We start from the raw sequence: 17,707 nt of genomic DNA on the forward strand, positions 1-17,707 counted from the left end.
TTACAGCAGAAGGGATTCGTAACAAATTTTATAAAATAAAAATCCAAAACATAATGGCTAGAACGAAACGATAAATCGCGAAAGGAATTAGCTTTATTTTAGAAATCAATGACAAGAAAAATTTGATTGCGATTAAAGCAACGATAAAAGCTGTTAAAAACCCTGTAATAAACAATGGTAGATCACTAGCAGAAAGCTGACTCCAATTATCGAATAAGTCTTTGCCAGAGGCTGCGAACATAATGGGCACAGCCATAATAAAGCTGAACTCAGAAGCCGTTTTATGATTCATGCCAACTAATAAACCACCAGATAACGTCGATCCCATTCTAGAGAAACCAGGGATGAGAGCGAGACACTGAAATAATCCCATGTATAAAGCTTGCTTATAAGTCACAGAATCAAGATTTAATGTGGCAGAACGGTTCTTATGTAGTAAATCAGCGGTAATCATCAAAATGCCGCCAGCTACTAGTCCAATCACAACTGTTTTTGGAGAAAACAAAACAGTTTTAATGAAGCCATGAAATAGAAGCCCGCCTATCATAAAAGGAAGAATCCCAATAAATACATGTAGCACATTAAGATGAGACTTTGCAGGACCTGTCGTTTCAACTGGTTTACCAATTCCAACAATACTAAGCAGACGTTTCCAAAAGACAACGACTACCGCAAGGATAGATCCGAGCTGAATGACAACTTCAAACGTAGTAGCACGTATTGTGCCTTCAAACCCAAGTAAATGTCCTACTAAAATTAAGTGTCCTGTAGAAGAAACAGGAGCAAATTCAGTTAACCCTTCTACAATTCCTAATATGATAGCTAAAATAATATCACTCATTTATCCATATCCTCCCGAAAAGCAAGAAATTTCCACACTATTTCAGTATAGGAGATATTTAAATAATATGAAACTTAATTTTCAAACTGAATCTGATATGAAAAGCGGTTTAAACAAATGTGTTTGTCTTGTACATACCGGAGCAAAATAAAAAGAAGGTATCTTACAGATCCGATATAATCGAATTTGTAGAAGACATCCTCTTTCTTATTAACCAGTAAATGTTTGATACAGCAAGAAAATATTTAAAGTGATAATTAATGCGGCAATTAACCATGCGATTGTGGTTGTAATCCAGTGGTTGACTAGAGCGCCCATAATTTTTTGTTTGCTTGTAAATACAATGAGTGGAACAAGTGCAAATGCAATCCTAAAGCTGCACCGATAAATTCGGCGAGGTCGGTTGCCATAATGACTAATTCACCTTGTATCCATAAACCGATAGACACAGGTTTTGGAAAATGCTCCCGAGCCACTTCAGGTAGATTTTTTCCAGTCGCAATCCCTAATTTAGCGGACAGAGATTGAATTAATACTGCCATTAAATTAGAAGCAAGGATAACCCAAAGGAGTAAATAACCGTACTGTGATCCTGCCGCAATATTTGTGGCGAAGTTCCCTGGATCAATATAGGCAACAGATGCAATAAAAGCGGGCCCTAAAAATGGTAATAATCGTTTGAGTCCTTTTGTTTCACCGCTTAAGGCTAATTGTGCTGAATGAGCCGTTGTACTTTGTGGAGGGACATGTTCATCTTTTGTTACATCTTTATTCATAGTAGAGTTCCCCTTTTGTTTCTTAGCTTGATGCAATTTATTTTATTTATTCTTATTACCTAATTCAATACATTTAGATATTTTGTTGGATGTTTTTATTTGAACATAAATTTTTCCTATGTGCAAAATATATAACTATGAGCAACGTTTTGTGTGTAAGTGTGGAGAAAAACAGTTTCTAAATAATTAAAGTGGCTTTGAAAGAGAAGGATACATGATTTTATCCCGCATTAACGGGCAGTAATACCCCCACCTCAAGATTCTAAGGAAACCAAAGAAGATAGGTGGGGGATAAACTGCCCATAAAAGCCCGATTGGTTCAACTAATAATCAGTGGGGGATGAAGAAAACCCCCACTGATTAAAGTTTCACTTTATGAAGTTACAATGCATAAAAAATGTATTTTATGGTGGAAAATACTGAAAAAAGCAGGGGCCTTGCAAGGACTGCTTTTTTCAATATTTGCGCTTGAATAATTTTATCAACACAAATTTTAAAATGAAAGAAATAACTTAGTATATAATCCTTTTCAATAGACTCTCGGTATCGAATCTTTTATAGGGATTGAATATGGGGATTAGAATAAAAAATTGTCATGCTAAATTCACAAATTGTATCGGTTGGATTTTGATATATTTGACGAGCATCTGCAGAGAATGAGATGGCATCTCCTTTTTGTAAAGTATAGCTTTCACTGCCGATTTCAATGGTTAAGATACCGGAGTAGACTGTTAAAGACTTTATCGCCCCTATTCCATGGGCTTCAGAAAGATGTCTACAACTTGGTAACAACCGCATTCGATAAGTCTCAAGTGGTAGGCCTGGTGAGGCAAATGTATTATGAGCCTCAAAAAGGTCATCATATTCTTGAAACTTTGGCTGCTCCTCTACTCGAAGAAGTCTGATGGAGGGATCCCCTGCAAAAAATGAAGCGAATGGAATTTGTAATCCGGTAGCTATTTTCCATAGTATTGCTACAGTTGGATTAGAGGTACCACGTTCAATCTGTCCAAGCATTGGCTTACTAACGCCAGTGAGTTCAGCAAGGTCGTCCAAGGATAGTTTACGTTGTTGTCTATGATAACGTAAACGTTGACCAATTTGAATTGATAAGAAGCTTTTCTCCATTATAATTCTCCCTTTTAATTGCGGTAAATGTTTTAGCATAAAAATTGATAGAAAAGAATTTGTATGTTATATAATATATTAGTAGTATTATAACATACAAACAGGAGAGTTATTTCAAACTTTTTTATTTGTGTTAACCTAAGGAGAACCATTGTGAATAGGTTAAATTTATTTGTATTATGATGGGTATATTTTTTCTTTTTTATTATATGTTCCGATATATTCGTTAACGTATACATTATTTTAAAATATTAAGTTAGATAGGTGGTAGAAATAAAGTGTCAAATAATAAACCATACAGAGTGTTACTGTACTATATGTACACTACAATTGAGAATCCTGAAGAATTTGCAGCTCAGCATTTAGAGTTTTGTAAATCGCTTGAATTAAAGGGAAGAATTCTTGTGGCGAAAGAAGGAATTAACGGGACTGCTTCTGGAACTGTTGAGCAAGCGGAGAAATACATGGAAGTGATGAAGAACGATCCGCGTTTTGCTGGGATCGTATTTAAAGTGGATGAAGCAGATGAGCATGCTTTTAAAAAAATGCATGTTCGTCCTAGAGAAGAGCTTGTTACGCTTCGCTTACATGACGATATTAACCCAAAAGAAACAACTGGAAAATATTTAGAACCGAAAGAATTTTATGAAGCGATGCAGCAAGAAGATACAGTTGTAATTGATGCGAGAAATGATTATGAATTTGATTTAGGACATTTTAAAGGTGCGATCAAACCTGATATTAAATCTTTCCGCGAATTACCGGATTGGATCGATGAAAATAAAGAGATGCTTGAAGGCAAAAAGATTTTAACATATTGTACGGGTGGTATCCGTTGTGAGAAGTTTTCGGGCTGGTTAGTTAGAGAAGGGTTTGAAGATGTAGGTCAACTTCACGGGGGAATTGTAACTTACGGAAAAGATCCTAAAGTGCAAGGTGAACTGTGGGACGGACAATGTTATGTATTTGATGAGCGCATTAGCGTGCTTGTTAATCAAAAGGAACATATCATTGTTGGAAAAGACCACTTTACAAATGAACCATGTGAACGCTATGTAAATTGTGCAAATCCAGAGTGTAACAAACAAATTTTATGCTCGGAAGAAAATGAACATAAATATTTGCGTGCATGCTCACACGAGTGCAGAGTACATCCACGAAATCGTTATGTGAAAGAACATGAATTAACAGAAGAACAAGTAGCTGTCATGTTAGAAAAAATCGAAGAAGAAAACAAAATAAAGCAAGGATAATATGTTACCTCTTAAGGAAAGAAAAGCACAGATTGCATCGTTAAAGATACAATCTGTGTTGAAACTACTTAAGAGGTATTTTTTTATTCTTAATTGATCCATAATTTCTTGGTTTGTATATCCTTATCTTTCCATCTTTATAGTTTTTCACTTAATCTCTTCTGAATAAGATCTGCTTGTTCTCATAAAAAGAAACACCTCTTATACCGTAGACGCCTTGGAAATGAAAGGAAACTGAAAGTAGCTTTTTCGTTTTTTAGATACAAATTCACCTTAGCTTGATGGTGATGCGGTTGAACCCCTTATAAGGAGAATCGAATTTTATCAACTCAAATTTATCCAAATAATTTGAGTTGAATATCATGACCATAAAAGAAAAAACAATAATTAGGTGGTATGGCTATCGCAGTTTTTTACAGCCACCGAAATGATTTAAAAAATGGAAGAATCAGTAACGTCTATAGATGTTTTCACTGAGAAAGCTAACATCATGATCAACATCCTAAAAGTAAAAATTAATACAGGAGAAGTCAAATCAGATGAGCAATAAGATATTTTACAAAATCCTTACTGTTATCCTTATATTATGCTGTATCATTCCCCATCCAGCATATGCACTTAAGTGGGAAGATGATGACACTCCCATTAGTTTTAAAATCGAACTGTTGTCCTGGGATTACGTCGATAAAATTATTCCTAATAAAACAAAATTCACCATTATAGATGTTGAAACAGGATTGTATTTTAATGTTCAACGAAGGGCTGGGAATCAACATGCCGATGTACAACCATTAACAAGGAAAGATACGAAAATTATGAAGAAAATCTACAGTGGGGAGTGGAGTTGGAAAAGGAGAGCAATCATTGTATTAGCTAATGATCAGATGATTGCTGCCTCCATGCACGGTATGCCACATGGGGCAGGCGCACTGCAAAACGGTTTTCCTGGTCACTTTTGTGTTCATTTCTATGGAAGTATTACACATCGTTTGAAAAATGAAGATCCTTCTCACAAACTAATGATATTGAAAGCAGCGGGTAAGATTGATGAATATTTAAATACGGTAAATCCTTATGAGCTTATAAATATTTTTACGATCGCCATTAACCAAGGGGATCGACAGTTATTAAAAATGATTCTTTCAAATTCTCGATATTCTAAACATTTTGATGAAATTTTAAAGGATATCACATATTTGAGGGTTAACATTCTCTCGACACCATCATCTGAAGGTATAAATGAAATGATATTAGTTGAAATACCGGTTCAAATAAATATTTATACAAAGAAACAAGATCGGAAAAAAAAGAGGATCAATTTTATCATTAGAAGAGATAGTTTAACTCACCGTTGGCTAATTGATCAAGAATCCCTATATAAATATTTGAAATAAGAGATTGTGAAGACTTTTTGTAGAAGTTTTATTTAAGTAACCGTATTTAGAATTAGCTCCCTGTTTGCTTAATATTGAGTAACAAGAATACTTAAGTAGTTTGAGGTAAACATTATGATTGTTATAAATCAAAAGGGGGTTATTATAATGAACAAACAACGGGCACAAGAGATTTCTGCTTCACCAGTTATGGCTAATGTAACCTATAATGGGATTCCAATTTATATTCAAAATGTGGATGAAAATAATGAAACAGCTAGAATCTACCCTCTCAATGAACCAAATAATGAACAAGAGATTCCTTTATCCAACTTAATAGAACATTAATTGGTTAAATGTTTCACCAATGAATAATAGCTTTCAATATAAACACCACTCACAGTGGTGTTTGTATGTTTGGTCAAGCTTATTTTCCATCTTCTTCAACTATCATGTTCCGTTAGCTTAATAAGAAAAAAAGAAAAATACCCGTTAATGCGGAATAAAAAACATTTTGATCACTTTATGCTTTAAATTACAAATCGATGTACCGAAGATATTGTTTTTACCTCCCATATGGGAACCATAAATCAAAAGGATGGTGAAAAATATGACGATTGACCGAATTTGTACGATTGGACCAGCCAGTAACAATAAAGATACATTGTCTAAGTTAATAAAAAACGGTATGAATATTGTTCGGTTAAATTTATCACACGGTTCACATGAAAGTCATAGGGAAGTGATTGATTTAGTAAAATCTTTGGATGATTCAATCAAAATTCTAGGTGACCTACAGGGACCCAAGATAAGATTAGGAGCTATTGAGGGAAATGAAATTACACTTCAAGCAGGAGATACCTTTATTTTGTATATTAATTCCGTCTTAGGAAGCAAAAATGGAGCAAGCGTTGATTATTCAGGTATTGTGAATGATGTTAAAGCGGGAAATAGAATTCTCATTAATGATGGACAAGTAGAGTTAATTGTGGAAAAGGTAGACGAGGAAAAAATAGAAACAAAAATAAAGACAGGTGGTAATATTGCTTCCCATAAAGGAGTGAATTTACCAGGTACAATCGTTAATTTGCCGGCTATTACAGAAAAGGATAAAAAGGATATTCATTTTCTTTTACAAGAGAATGTTGATTTTATTGCATGTTCATTTGTTCGAAAACCTGCTCATATAAAGGAAATTCGAAACTTTGCACATCAAAAAAAAGAAAATCCACCAAACTTAATTGCCAAAGTTGAAACAATGGAGTCTATCCAAAATTTCCAAGCTATATGCAATGAAGCAGATGGTATTATGATTGCAAGAGGAGATTTAGGAGTAGAATTACCTTATCATTTTATTCCGCTTCTACAAAAAGCAATGATTAATGAGTGCAATCGTACAAATACATATGTCATTACCGCAACTCAAATGCTTCAATCCATGATTGACCACTCTATTCCTACAAGGGCTGAAGTTACAGATGTATTTCAAGCTGTACTCGATGGAACAAATGCTGTTATGCTTTCCGCTGAAAGTGCATCGGGTGACCATCCGGTTGAAAGTATCGAAACATTGCGCCTAGTTTCCCACTTTGCCGAATACGTAAAAAAAGATGCACCCTTTGATATGGTAGATATGTTGAAATTATTAAGTAATTCTCTTTAGTATCATCGTATTTTAGAAATATTTAAATTTTCATAGAGGTTTGTTGTCGGAGAATAGGCGGTCAGTAGGTAATCATTCGTATTATTCAATTGTATAACAAAATTGCATAATGCAATTGAGGATAGGAAAATATATAGCGTGAAATGAAGAGCTGTAAACCTTTTTCACGTATTTTAAGGAGATTAAACATGTCTATTATACGATTTGATGAGTTTCAGAAATTGAATAGTGCTCTTGTAGCTATACAACAACAAAAAGCACTACAGCGTTACATCAAACGATCCAATGAACGTGAGCACATTGCTAGTGAGCTAAAAACTAAAAGTCCTTTTGAAGTAGAGACGCCCGAGCGGATCGCCTCTCGTAAGGCGCTTATTCATCCTCGTGATGGACTAGCGATAGAGCGTCTGATTGGTCAAAATGATTTGTTTCCTATTTCTTATCTTGAAGCGGGCCTGAATGCAGCTAAATCTGTTTGTAGGATTGAAATACGAGATAGTATTGGGAGGGTTCTCGGACATGGTACGGGATTTCTGGTTTCGCCTTCCTTATTGCTTACAAATAATCATGTTTTAGACAATGAAGATATGGCATTGTTTAGTCTCGCAGAATTTAACTATGAGCTTAATCTGAACTTAAAGGAGCGCCAGATTAAGAGTTTCCGTTTTGCACCCAAGCGTTTATTTATTACTGATGTAGACCTTGATTTTACATTAGTCGCTATCGAAGAAGAGTCTGCTGACGGAACGAAGTTGAGTGATTTTGATTTCTTGCCTCTCTTGTCCCAAAGAGGGAAAGCTTTAGTTGGTGAATATGTATCAATTGTTCAACATCCTTCGGGTGCACCAAAAGCTGTAGCTATAAGAGAAAACAAAATTACAGATATATTTGACGACTATATTCACTACTCAACAGACACGATGGAAGGTTCATCTGGCTCACCTGTGTTTAATGACGAATGGATTGTCATCGCTCTCCACCATGCCGGCGTTCCAGATCCAAACGATAATACAAAATTTATATCCAATGAGGGCATTCGAATAAGTAGTATTTTAAAATTTGTTACGGAGCAATGCCATGGTTTAAGCGATGATAAGAAAAAGTTAGTTAATGACATGTTGAAGGATAAGAAGTTTATTGATCATAAACTTGAAGAGATGTTGGATGAGGAATCGACTGGTTATGACACAAAATTTCTTGGTAATAATTACGAAGTTCCGCATCCGAAATTTAGATCTGATCTTGAACAGGACATAGCACCTGTAAAGAATGGAGGTAATGTATTAAACTATACACACTTTTCAATTGTTATGAGTAAATCACGTCGTTTAGCTTATTACACTGCGGTTAATATTGATGGAAAGCAACTGATTGATATAAAACGTGAGAAAGATAAATGGCATTTCGATCCACGTATTGAAACGAGATTCCAGTGTGGTTCGGAGCTATATCAAGGCAATGATATTGATCAAGGACACCTTGTACGCCGACGTGATCCTGTATGGGGAAATGCAGCAAAAGAGGCAAATGAGGATACGTTTCACTTTACAAATTGTTCTCCACAACATAAAAATTTAAATCAAAAAACTTGGCTAGATTTAGAAAATTATATTTTAAACAATGCTGAAAACTCTAAACTTAAAGTAACGGTGTTTACTGGTCCAATATTTCGGAGTGATGACATCGTTTATCGAGGAGTTCAGATACCAGCAGAATTCTGGAAAATCGCTGTGATTGTTAAGGAAGATGAGAGTTTATCTGCTACGGCCTATTTACAATCTCAGAAAAATCTTATTGATAATTTGGAATTTGCTTACGGTGAATATAAAACATATCAAATACCGGTTTCAAAAATTGAAGCATTGACAGGTCTTGATTTTGGAAATTTACGAAATCATGATCCAATAGCTCGATTAGAATCCACAATAGGTCATGTCATTGAGACTTCCGAAGATATAAAAAATTAAAATTTGAATATAACACTAAAGTTAATTAGTGTCTTGAAAAATGTTTTTTATTCCGCATTAACGGGCAGTAATACCCCCACCTCAAAGTTCGGCAGGAAGCAAAGAAGTTAGGTGGGAGATAAACTGCCCGTAAAAGCCCAATTGGTGAGGGCTAATGATCAGTGGGGGGAAGAAAACCCCCACTAATCAAAGTTTCACTTTATGAACATGCATTCAAAACAAGGGTGAATGAGGGTATTTGCAGAGGTTTACTAGCAAATGTTTAAACTTCATGTAATGAGATAAAGCTAATAAAGATGTCTTTTACTATTATCATGAAAGGGTGTAAAATTTGCCTACAAAACGTTGTTCGCATAAGAATTGTCAATGTTTTATTGTACCTAACTATGTTCTGGAGAATTTAGCACAAAACGAAGTAGAAGCAGCACGAATCAGTTTAGCGAAAAGTCGACAAATTCGAAAACGCAGAATCTTGAAAGAATATGATATTACTGGTGTTGTCGCCTTAACTGATGCAGGAACAGGACCACGAGGTGAATCTGCTCGCCATGTATACGATTGTAAAGGTGGGACAGAACTTCGGGTGAATGAGGTTAGGAAAGAAGGAGACAGATCAAGTGGGGATACTGTGATTGACCATGCGTACGATTATGTTGGAGTTGTACGTGACTATTTCAAGAATGTGTTTCACCGTAATTCTATTGATGATAAAGGACTTGATCTTATTCTTAATGTTCACTATGGACATAACTTTCAAAATGCCTATTGGGACGGTGATGAAATGGTGTTTGGTGATGGAGATGGAGTTATTTTTACCAGTTTTGCAAATTCACTCGATGTCATTGGGCACGAACTTACACATGGTATTACTCAATTCACTAACGGATTAGAGTATGAAGGCCAGCCTGGAGCTTTGAATGAACATATTTCGGATGTATTTGGAATTGCAATTAAGCAATCTTATTTAAAGCAAACAGCACAAGATGCGGACTGGCTGATTGGGGCGGATATAATGGGGCCAACATTAAAAGGACAAGCCCTTCGTTCAATGAAAGCACCTGGTACTGCATTTGACAACAAACTAATGGGTAAGGATATGCAACCTGATCATATGAAAAACTATTATCAAGGAGACCGTGATCACCATGGTGTTCATATTAATAGTGGCATACCAAACAAGGTGTTTTATCTTGTATCCATGGAGATTGGAACAGAAAAAGCAGCTTTGATATGGTATAATGCAACACAAAGCTTATTTGCAACTACAAACTTCAATCAATTTGCACAAATTGTAATTAAAGCAGCACAAAAACTTGTTGAGAGTGGAGAAGTTCCTAAAACGGCAGCCAAAACAGTAGAATCTGCTTTTAAAACTGTTGGACTACCTTATTAGTCCTATTCTTTATCATGAATTGGAGGCTCAATAATTAACATGCATATCCAATTTAGCTGTATCGGGGGAATCGCTAATTTTGACTTAACCTTTCAGGCAGATACGGTTGAATTACCAAAGGAAAAAGCTAAGAAATTACTTGATTTAATTAAGCAAGCTAATCTTTTTAGTTTTAAACCAAGTCAAGGGGAGGTTGCTACAATCAAAGGAGCGGATGCTTTTTCTTACCAGTTAAGGATAGAAGATGGTAAGGAGCAAAAATCCTTTTCATTTACCGATGTAACAGCTCCACAGGAAGTGCGCCCCTTATTGGATTATTTACGTAATTTGGCTATTGCAGAAAAAATGAAGGAATAACAAAAAAATAACATTTAAGGTGATGATGTATGATAGAGCGATGATTTCGCTTCACTATATTATTCGAGTACTTCTGTTGTCTAAAAAGCATATCTTCAGATATGCTTTTTTCTTTTTTTACTGTTCGATTGTTATAGCATAAGGCCGGGTTCTTATCCTTGTAATGACACGAGATTTGTAGCCTTTGTGTTTCTTGTTTTACTGAGATGAAAATCAATTGTTTAGCTTGATGGAGATGGAGTGCTATCCCAAGTTTTTGGCATTTCTTTGTATTAAAAATTATAGGGTGTATTTGGAAAAAGAGATATAATAGGCGATTTTTTATATAAAAATAGGCAATTTTACGATTCCCATAAAATACACTTGAGCATAATATTTTGGATAAAGGCCCTTATTTGTTTTGTTCATTTACTAGAGATGAGGTGTTTAAAGTAATGTTTACAAATAAAACAAAATTTATAAAAAGGAGAGAGTAGCATTGACAGGTTATAATTCTCATCAATATTTTTCAGAGAACAGTATAACACCCCCTTCTATAGAAGGAGCTTATGGCAATATACAATCAGTGAGTAGACCCGGTGACATGAATGATATGAATGAACCGTTGTACCGACAACCGAGTGGTAAATTCTTTGCGAAAATATACGACAAGGATACAGAAAAGCCCATTAAGGATGTCAAAATATCGATTTATGAAATGACAGAAGAAGGGCAAGTTTTGACTTCGCGACAAAGTAATGTTATTACGGTGCATACGAATGAATTTGGTGAGACTGATACGATTGCATTACCTGCTCCTGCTAAAGAAAATGCTTTAGACCCTTTAGGATCTAAGCCGTATCTTGAATATGCGGTATCAATTGAAGCGGCTGGTTATGCACCGGTAATACTTCGTGGTACACAAATTTTTGCTGATGTTACGGCGAAACAGATGATGGAACTGATACCTGTTAGTGGAACGGAAGGGCGTCAATCAGTGGAAGTAATCGATATTCCTGAACATACATTAATCGGACAGTATCCGCAGCAAGAACAGCAAGAACAGCAGTCACAGCCGCAGTCTACAAGACGAAATGGTGATTATGATGTTTTGATACCTGAATTTGTTATTGTTCACGATGGACATCCTAATACTCCTGCGCCAAGATATAAGGTGAAATTTAAAGATTATATAAAAAATGTGCTTGCTTCTGAAGTATTTCCTTCGTGGAGAAAGGAGGCCCTTCTAGCCAATGCTCTTTGTGTGATGTCTTATACGTTAAACCGTGTATACACAGGATATTATGAAGGGAAAGGATTTACGATTACAGGTATCACACGATTTGATCATAAATATACTCATGGTAGGAATACTTTTGAAGAAACAGATAATGTAGTGGAAGAAGTATTTAAACAATATATTGCAAAGCCTGGAAAAATTGAACCGCTTTTTGCACAATATCGTGCTGGTAAGAAGACCCCGTGTCCATATGCGACCCGACCAGGAATGCTCTATCAGTGGGGAACTGCATGTCTTGCAGAGCAAGGGATGAATTATATGGAAATTTTGAAATATTATTATAAGGAAGTGGAAATTCGTTTAGCTGAGTTTATACAGGTTATCAAGTCGTTCCCTGGATTTAATTTAAAAGAAGGAGATCAAAAAGAAGCTGTTCGCACTGTCCAAAAATATTTATATCACATAAGGAAAAAGTATAAAGATATTCCTGAAATAAATGTAAATGGAATATTCGACCAGAATACAACAAATGCAGTGAAGAGTTTTCAAAAACATTTCAAACTTCCTGAAAACGGAGTTGTGGATGAACTAACTTGGAATAAGATTACTGATATATATGTATATGTGACAAATCTTCCAGGAATGTTCCCGATTCTACAAGCAGGTAGCCGTGGGGAAAGTGTTAAAATATTACAAATTTTATTAAAGAAATCTGGATTTTATGCAGGAGAGGTAGATGGGGTTTTTGGAGTAGGAACTGACAAATCGGTGAAAGAGTTTCAGAAAATCAAAGGTTTTACTGTTACAGGAGTAGTACGAAAGGAGCTATGGAGAGTTCTTGAAGAGTTGCAGTTTTCTGTAAGGGAGTCGCGAATTTCTTTACCTAACGTAGCAAATAATTCGATGTTTCATGAGACACATGCAAGTTTGAATGGAAATCAACAGAATCCTTCTTCGTTTACAAATGCATCATCTAATTATTCATCTCACACACCATTTATCCCAAATACATCAGTATATCAAAAATCAATATATCCTTATTATGAAAACGGTTATTATCCCTTTTACTAATTAGAATGTTTGTTAAGGGTGTTAATTAATACGTGCAAGGGGTTGGCCAATTAAAATAGTTGTATAGGAAGGAGGAATTATATTGATTGGATATAATCCTTATCAGCCAGATTTAGTAAAACGGTCATTTTATCAAAATCCCCATTTTTATAATGAAGAATATTATAATCACGGTGAAGAATGTTTTTATCGTGCGTCGACAGGTAAGCTAATTGTATCTGTTTATGAAATGAATACAGAAAAGCCAATTAAGGGAGCAAGAGTATCGATTCGTAAGCAAGAAGGACACAGTCCCATTATCACTACACTTCAAACGAATGAAATTGGTCAAACCAATGTCGTTTCTTTACCAGCCCCTCCTAAAGAATATGCCTCAGACCCTCTAGGACCAAAACCTTATGCAGAATATATTCTAACTATTGAAGCACCTAATTATGGAGTCAAAGTAATCCGAGGTGTACAAATTTTTGCGGAAACTACAGCGAGACAAAAAGTTGAAATGGTTCCTATTATTCGGACAGGAAATCAGCAATCTATAAAAATCATTGATATACCTAAACATAAATTAACTGAACAATACCTAGAACGGCAACTTCAGCCACAGTATTCTAGTTCTAGTTGTATTCCTTCGATTTTATATAATGTTAAGATACCGGAGTTTATTATAGTCCATGATGGTGAGCCTCATGCCCAGGCTCCGAGATATAGGGTGACATTTAAAGATTATATAAAAAATGTAGCTGCTTCTGAAATATATCCAACATGGCCGAAAGAAGCTCTGAGGGCCAATATTGTTTGTATGACATCTTTTGCGTTGAACCGTATATGCAGAGGACATTATTTTGTAAGAGGATTTACAATCAGTAGTTCTACTCAATTTGATCAATCTTATAATCATGGCAAAAATACTTTTGCAGAAATAGATGATATAGTTGATGAGGTAATTAATCAGTATATTACCGAACCTTACAGTATTGAACCGTTATTAATTCCATATTGTAGTGGAATAAGAACTTGTCCAATTGGATATTTTAGTAGATGGGGAAGTAAGTATCTTGCCGATCAAGGGAGAGATTATTTGAGTATTATTAGAAGCTATTATCCCGTAGCAGAGATTCGTCTGGCATAATTTGAAGTTAACAGATAAATTTGAGGGGTATATTTTACAAGAGGCTAAGAATAAAAATCTTGGTTCTGGTGCAAAAACCTCAATGCTTCTCTCTACTTTGGACATACTGATACTATCAACTTAAAAAGATGGTTATCAGAAAAAGCTAATCGACTTTTGGGGGAAGCAGTATCAACCAGAAATCATGCTACTCGCAGTTTATTTCGAGATTTTGAAGAAATGCTGGAAGAACGCGATTTATCAATCTCTTATACAATAATTATGCGCTGGATTCATCAATAAGATTTGGAATTAGATAAGTAAATTCATCGCCATCTGAAGAAAATAAATAACTTGTGGCGAGCCGATGAACCATATATTAAAGTAAAAGGAAAGTAGATGTACTTCTACCGTGCCGTAGATTATAAAAGAAACACGTTTGATCTTTACCTCAGTAAAACATGAAAAGACTGCAAAACGCTTTTTAAGTTTTGCAGTCTTTTCATGTTTCTAAGCCACGTGTCATAACAGTTGATAAGAATCCGACGTATCCTGTAGCAATAGAAGAATCAATAAAATCTCATAACATAAATATAGTAATATGTTTTTTGATTTCACTACTACATAAATCCATTTTGATCTTTCGACATATAGCCACGGCTATGGAGAACAACAGGTGACCTGCACTCGTTTTCTCTCTTTGTTTTCACTATGTCTGGGCAGGAAAAGGATCTGACCGCTTCTATGCATGGCCGGATGCTCTTTCCCACCTGAAAAGAAGGGTTTTATGTCGGTTTTTTAATTTGTATTTATATACACAGACTCTTGCAACTGATTCGAAGTAAAGAAGATGTACATAAAGAATGTTCTAATATATGTATGTATAAACATTTATTTTATCGAGATTCTACATAAATGAATACACTATTAAACCTGAAAGGAAGGTTTAACATAAAATGAAACTAGATGGCGTTTTTGAAGGTGGAGGAGTTAGAGGTATTGGACATGTTGGTGCCGTTTGTGCATTAGAAGAAGAAGGGTATGAATGGACACGTTTAGCAGGAACCTCTGCAGGTTCCATTGTTGCTGCACTTCTAGCATGTGGTTACACAGGAAAAGAATTAAAAGAAATCATTGGTAATTTGGATTATACAAAATTTATAAGCAAAACATGGATGCATAATATCCCTCTAATCGGAAGAGGGTTGAGTATCTGCTTTCAAAATGGTTTATATAAAAATGACTATGAAGAAGAATGGATAGAATCTTTATTGCTAAAAAAAGGTTTCCGTTATTTTGATGACCTAGGTAATGATGGGAGATTGAAAATCATTGTTTCAGATATCAGTAATGGAAAAATGGTAGTAATACCTGACGACTTATCACAATATGGACTATCACATAAGGATGTCACGATAGCTCGAGCAGTAAGGATGAGTGGAACCATCCCGTTCTTTTTTCAACCAGTAAAATTAAGGATTCCTAAATCAAAACACCCTTGTTATATTGTAGACGGTGGAATTCTTAGTAATTTTCCTATATGGATTTTTGATGACTATCCAGAATGGCCTACATTTGGATTTCGCTTAGTAAAAGACGAAATTATTGGGAAACCTATTGAGGATGGAAATCCTATCTCTATGTATAAAGCCATGTTTAAAACAATGATGCAAGCCCATGATCTTCGGCATCTTACACCTGAGGCTAATGCACGCACCATCAAAATCTCTACCGGGAAAATTGTAAGTACCAATTTTCGTCTAACTCCTGAAGAAAGAGAAAAACTTTATTTATTTGGTTATCAAGCGGCTAAAAGTTTTATTGAAAAATGGGATTTTGAGGAATATAAGAAGAAATACGCAATTACTAATAACTCTTCAACCTAAAAAGACTTCACACATTGGAGTCTTTTTTATTATAGTGGTTTATATTCAAATACAAACTCTATTCACCGATATTATTTGAAAAATAATTTATTCTTGAAATTTTGGCTACCAATTTAGATGGTCGAATTTTCTGGAATAAAGCGGTATAATGCTTGTAAGTACAATGTATGTAATGATAGAAAAATGTAAGAAAGGATACATAAATAGCTAATATGGATAAAGAGAAACAACAATTAAGCGTTGAAGTTGCAAGGTTATATTACCAATCTGATTATAGCCAACAAGAAATTGCTAATAAGCTGAATATCTCGAGACCAACAATTTCAAGATTGTTAAAGTATGCGAAAGAAAAAGGGTTTGTTCAAATCAATATAGCTGATCCGTTTGCTGATTTAGATAATGTTGGAAACCTACTTAAAGAAAAATATAATTTATTAGAAGCACATGTCGTATTTTCTCCGGTACCAGAGTATGCGACTATTACGGAATATATTAGTAAATATGCTGCTGAATATATGGAGAAGACTGTTTCAAATGGTGATATCGTAGGGGTGAGTTGGGGGACGACAATGTATGAAATCGCCAGAAAAATTATACCTCAGCATGTAAAAGGGGTAGAGGTTGTCCAATTAAAAGGGGGCATTAGTCATTCAAGTGTAAATACATATGCGAATGAAACAATTGCTTTATTTGCAGATGCCTTTCAAACGACACCACGAAATCTACCACTTCCAGTTATATTTGATAATGCAGTGACAAAGGAATTAGTGGAACAGGATAGACATATCCATCATATTATCGCAATGGGAAAACAAGCGAACATTGCGATTTTCACGGTCGGAACTGTTCGAGATGAAGCGTTATTATTCCGATTAGGTTATTTGGATAAGGAAGAAATGAGCTTATTGAAAAAACAAGCGGTCGGTGACATTTGTTCACGCTTCTTTGATGGAGACGGCAATATTTGTAGCGAAGAAATTAATCAGCGTACAATTGGAATTGATTTAGAGGAACTAAGGTTAAAAAAACGTTCTGTTCTCGTTGCTGGAGGTTCTAGAAAAGTGAAGGCAATTGATGGCGCGTTAAGCGGCGAATATGCGAATGTGTTGATTATAGATCAGCATACTGCAAAAGAGTTGTTACATTATCAAAAAGGGTAAAATAAAAGGCTCTCTCAAAATAATACTTTTGAGAGAGCCTTTTTGAATATATCGTTTATTTTAGTATGAGTAAATCAGGGTATAGTACCTTGTATAGTATTTATAAGAAACACTCTTCGATTGATCTCCTTTTTCAAAAGTTAGGGAGTTAGCCATTATATCTCTTTCCACAAAAGTCCAACCATCTTCCTCTATCATATTGATAAACGGTTCCATTTTCCCGCGCCTTACTAAGTAAGGATATTCATTATCTGTTGGTTCTACTGCTACCATTTCTTTATCTTGAATAACCATTTTTGAAATAGCTATAGCAAATGGTATTGGGTTCCCTTCTTGGAAAATTACTTCTCTTTTTTGAAAGGCAAATATAGATAGTGCCATGCATAGTAGTAATGCCAGTATAAAGGGTTTCGATTTTAGCACATGACTCACATCCTTTGGTTCCCAGTTTATACTACAAATTAAGATTCGTTTTATTGGGGATAAATTCCTTTTTAAAAAACTTTGAACAA

The 17,707-nt window shown here is 35.1% G+C and carries 15 protein-coding genes and 2 pseudogenes; 12 read left to right on the top strand and 5 right to left on the bottom strand.

The window, feature by feature from the left end; all coding sequences use genetic code 11:
* Window positions 1-28: 28 nt before the first annotated feature.
* From bacA to QRE67_RS08810, 4 genes and pseudogenes are all read right to left on the bottom strand, one after another.
* Window positions 29-841, bottom strand: coding sequence for an undecaprenyl-diphosphate phosphatase (gene bacA / locus QRE67_RS08800; RefSeq protein WP_286124510.1), 813 nt, complete (start codon window positions 839-841; stop codon window positions 29-31).
* 210 nt (window positions 842-1,051) lie between these two features.
* The gene (locus QRE67_RS28850; protein ID WP_502874004.1) at window positions 1,052-1,159 is read right to left on the bottom strand and encodes a hypothetical protein; all 108 of its coding nucleotides are present in this window, start codon (window positions 1,157-1,159) and stop codon (window positions 1,052-1,054) included.
* 8 nt (window positions 1,160-1,167) lie between these two features.
* Window positions 1,168-1,617, bottom strand: a pseudogene (locus QRE67_RS08805) (Nramp family divalent metal transporter); the annotation flags it as partial.
* A 555-nt stretch (window positions 1,618-2,172) separates the two neighbouring features.
* Window positions 2,173-2,745 (bottom strand): helix-turn-helix domain-containing protein, encoded by a 573-nt coding sequence (locus tag QRE67_RS08810; RefSeq protein ID WP_286124511.1) that lies wholly within the window; start codon window positions 2,743-2,745, stop codon window positions 2,173-2,175.
* Between the two features lie 278 nt (window positions 2,746-3,023).
* On the opposite strand from QRE67_RS08810, the gene trhO reads away from it, so the two are divergent.
* From trhO to deoR, 12 genes and pseudogenes are all read left to right on the top strand, one after another.
* A complete protein-coding gene (gene trhO / locus QRE67_RS08815; protein ID WP_286124512.1) occupies window positions 3,024-3,998 on the top strand; it encodes an oxygen-dependent tRNA uridine(34) hydroxylase TrhO in 975 nt (324 codons plus the stop codon).
* Window positions 3,999-4,537: 539 nt separating this feature from the next.
* Window positions 4,538-5,392 carry a hypothetical protein gene (locus QRE67_RS08820; RefSeq protein ID WP_286124513.1) on the top strand — a complete coding sequence of 285 codons (855 nt, stop codon included), beginning with the start codon at window positions 4,538-4,540 and terminating at the stop codon, window positions 5,390-5,392.
* A gap of 147 nt (window positions 5,393-5,539) precedes the next feature.
* Window positions 5,540-5,719, top strand: a complete 180-nt coding sequence (locus QRE67_RS08825) for a small acid-soluble spore protein H (protein ID WP_286124514.1) — start codon at window positions 5,540-5,542, stop codon at window positions 5,717-5,719.
* A 262-nt stretch (window positions 5,720-5,981) separates the two neighbouring features.
* Complete coding sequence (locus tag QRE67_RS08830) at window positions 5,982-7,034, top strand: pyruvate kinase (protein ID WP_286124515.1); 1,053 nt, start codon at window positions 5,982-5,984, stop codon at window positions 7,032-7,034.
* Window positions 7,035-7,222: 188 nt separating this feature from the next.
* Window positions 7,223-9,001 (top strand): DNA/RNA non-specific endonuclease, encoded by a 1,779-nt coding sequence (locus tag QRE67_RS08835; protein WP_286124516.1) that lies wholly within the window; start codon window positions 7,223-7,225, stop codon window positions 8,999-9,001.
* Window positions 9,002-9,332: 331 nt separating this feature from the next.
* On the top strand, window positions 9,333-10,394 hold the full coding sequence (locus QRE67_RS08840; protein ID WP_286124517.1) for a M4 family metallopeptidase: 1,062 nt from the start codon (window positions 9,333-9,335) through the stop codon (window positions 10,392-10,394).
* Window positions 10,395-10,433: 39 nt separating this feature from the next.
* Window positions 10,434-10,751 (top strand): protealysin inhibitor emfourin, encoded by a 318-nt coding sequence (locus QRE67_RS08845; RefSeq protein ID WP_286124518.1) that lies wholly within the window; start codon window positions 10,434-10,436, stop codon window positions 10,749-10,751.
* A gap of 583 nt (window positions 10,752-11,334) precedes the next feature.
* On the top strand, window positions 11,335-13,041 hold the full coding sequence (locus QRE67_RS08850; RefSeq protein ID WP_286125227.1) for a peptidoglycan-binding protein: 1,707 nt from the start codon (window positions 11,335-11,337) through the stop codon (window positions 13,039-13,041).
* 82 nt (window positions 13,042-13,123) lie between these two features.
* On the top strand, window positions 13,124-14,170 hold the full coding sequence (locus QRE67_RS08855; protein ID WP_286124519.1) for a SpoIID/LytB domain-containing protein: 1,047 nt from the start codon (window positions 13,124-13,126) through the stop codon (window positions 14,168-14,170).
* Between the two features lie 184 nt (window positions 14,171-14,354).
* Window positions 14,355-14,739: pseudogene (locus tag QRE67_RS08860) on the top strand (DDE-type integrase/transposase/recombinase); the annotation flags it as partial.
* Between the two features lie 366 nt (window positions 14,740-15,105).
* Window positions 15,106-16,035, top strand: coding sequence for a patatin-like phospholipase family protein (locus QRE67_RS08865; protein WP_286124520.1), 930 nt, complete (start codon window positions 15,106-15,108; stop codon window positions 16,033-16,035).
* A gap of 212 nt (window positions 16,036-16,247) precedes the next feature.
* Entirely contained in the window at window positions 16,248-17,195 is a 948-nt protein-coding gene (deoR, locus tag QRE67_RS08870; protein WP_286124521.1) for a DNA-binding transcriptional repressor DeoR, read from the top strand.
* A gap of 60 nt (window positions 17,196-17,255) precedes the next feature.
* On the opposite strand, the gene QRE67_RS08875 is transcribed toward deoR, so the two are convergent.
* A complete protein-coding gene (locus QRE67_RS08875) occupies window positions 17,256-17,618 on the bottom strand; it encodes a hypothetical protein (protein ID WP_286124522.1) in 363 nt (120 codons plus the stop codon).
* Window positions 17,619-17,707: the final 89 nt, after the last annotated feature.

The organism is Bacillus sp. DX3.1 (assembly GCF_030292155.1).
Lineage (GTDB): Bacteria > Bacillota > Bacilli > Bacillales > Bacillaceae_G > Bacillus_A.